The 2,460-nt window shown below is 74.8% G+C and carries 1 protein-coding gene; it reads right to left on the minus strand.

All coding sequences use genetic code 11. From position 1 onward, the window contains the following. The coding region (locus VGD85_RS16930; protein WP_331064605.1) for a M12 family metallo-peptidase at window positions 1-2,434 on the minus strand (2,434 nt) is incomplete at its 3' end. Window positions 2,435-2,460 lie beyond the last annotated feature (26 nt).

Consider the following 2,460-nt stretch of genomic DNA (forward strand, 5'->3'; position numbering starts at 1 on the left):
CGCGGCCGAGCCGCCAGGCGTCCCCGACGCGGGTCAGCTGCCGGCTCGTGAACGGCGCCGCGAACCGCACCGACGCGGGCGTCGGGTCCACGTTGCCGGCGGCGTCACGGGCCGCGACCGTGAACACGTGCGGGCCCGGACGGGGCGTGGCCAGACGCACGCCGCCGGTGCCGCACGCCTGGGCGGCGCCGTCGAGCGTGCACACGAAGTCGACGGTGTCACCGGGCTCGGTGCCGGCGTACGCGAACCGCGGCCGGCCGAGCGCGAACCCCGCCGGCGCCCGGGTGATCGTGGTGTCCGGCGCGGTGGTGTCCGCGGGCGGTGGGGTCGGCGCGGTGATCGCGAAGTCGGCGTCGTTGACGTCGAAGAAGTAGTTGCCGACCGCCTCGACCCGGATCCGCGCGTGGCTGGTCGAGAGCGCCGGAAGCGTCACCGTCTCGGCGCCGTCGTTGGCCGTCGTCGCCGCGAGGACGTGCGGCCAGGTGCGGCCGCCGTCGGTCGAGAGCAGGATCCGCACCTGCGGCGCGAGCCCGGCGGCGTCGGTGCCGTTGACCGACCACGTGACCTCCTCCGACTGCCCGCCGGTGGCGGCCGCGCCCGCGGTCGGCCGCGACGTCACCAGCAGGGGGCCGGCGGAGGTGTCGACGGTGAGCGTCACGTCGTCGTACGCCGTGCCGCCACCGTCCGGGGAGCCGTCGCGCGCGGTGAGGCGGAAGTCCAGCCTCGCGCCCGCGAGCGCGCTGCCGTAGTCGGCCGTCGGCAGGAACTCCGAGTAGCAGTCCACGACCGCGGCCGGGACGTCCGTGGCGGGGTCGGCGGGTGCCGCGGGACAGGCTCCGGTGGCGGCGTTGGTGTTGCCGGCGAGGACCTGGGCGAGGTCGGGGAAGGTCCGGGCGGCGCTGGTGCCGGCGGTGTTCTCGCCCGGGGAGGGTGACTGGAGCGTGCCGGTGGCGCTGACCTGGGCGGCGGTGCCGAACACCCGGAACAGCGGGCCGTCGGTCTTGGTGTTGCTGACCAGGGCGGTGCCGCCGGTCGGCAGCGCGCTGCCGGTGTCGTTCTGCTCCCACAGGTAGGTCAGCGCGTCCCCGTCGGAGTCGGTGCCCGATCCGCTGAGCGTGAACGGGGTGCGGATCGGGATCGTCCGGTCGGCCGGTGCGGTCACCACCGGGGCGTGGTTGCCGGTCGTGGCCACCGCGCCCTGGTTGCCGCCGGGGCCGCCCTGGATCTGCACCCCGACGAAGCCGGTGACCCCGCCGGTCGTGGCGCCGACGCCGATCCGGGGCACGTCCTGGCCGCGGGCACCGCTGCCGACGCCGAAGGTCAGCTCGAAGCCGCCGTCCTCGACGTCGACTCCCCCGTCGTAGCCGGCCACGCGCGGCGTCAGGCCGGTGAGCCGGCGGATCGCGTCGCTCACGCCGACCAGCGTGTAGTCGGTGCCGCGGGTGAGCGTGACCGGGTCGTGGCCGGGATAGGTCAACGTGACCGAGTCGCCGTCGGCGTCGAAGCCGCGCAGCGTGACCGACTGCACCTCGTTCTCCGCGACCGGGGTCGCCGCGGTCGTCGCGGTGATCTCGTCGATGCTGCGCTGGGAGAAGTACGGGTCGCTGTGCGGCTGCAGGTCGTCCTGCCCGCAGATGCCGGCGTACGCCATCACCGACGAGCCCGACCCGGGCTCGACCGAGGTCGTGCCGTTGCGGTTGGTCAGCGAGCAGTTGTCCTGGGTGCCGTTGAACGTGTGGTTGCCGCCGAACTGGTGGCCCATCTCGTGGGCGACGTAGTCGACGGCGTAGAAGTCGCCCTGCGGCCGGGGCACGCCGGTGCAGCCGGACGCCTTGCTGGCGGTGCCGACGACGCCCAGGCCGGCGATCCCACCGCCGGAGACGCCCAGCCCGAGGTGGCCCAGGTCGTAGCTGTCCGCGCCCACGAGCTGGCCGAGGACCCAGTTGGTGCGGTCCAGCGAGCTGCTGGTGCAGCTCGCCAGGTGCTCCGGGGCGAAGCACGCGCTCAGACCGCACGGCCCGTCGGTGCCGGTGGCCTTCGCCGGCGTGTCGAGGTTGAGCCGGTCGGTGCCGTCGATGAGCAGCAGCCGGATCGCGAGGTCGTCGTTGTAGACCTGGTTGATCCGGTTGACCAGCGTGACCTTCTCCGCCAGGACGTTCGCGGAGCCGAAGTAGGCGGCGTACGTGGGGTCCGTGAGGAACGCCAGCCGGTAGGTGCGGCGCTGGATCGCCGCGCCGGCCGCCCGGGGCGCGGGTGCCGCCGCCACCGTGCGCGCCGTGTCGGCGAGGTCGCGCTCGACGAACGCGTCGGCCGAGCGCGGGACGTCGGCCCCGTAGTAGCTCAGGTGGGTCGTGGCGCCGCGCTCGTCGTACGCCGGGTCGACGTACCACGCCCGGGCGCCGCCGGGTCCACGGACGGACGCGTGGAACCCCATCGGCGTCACGTCGAGCCGGATCGTGC

Source organism: Nocardioides sp. (genome assembly GCF_036401255.1).
Classification (GTDB): domain Bacteria; phylum Actinomycetota; class Actinomycetes; order Propionibacteriales; family Nocardioidaceae; genus Nocardioides.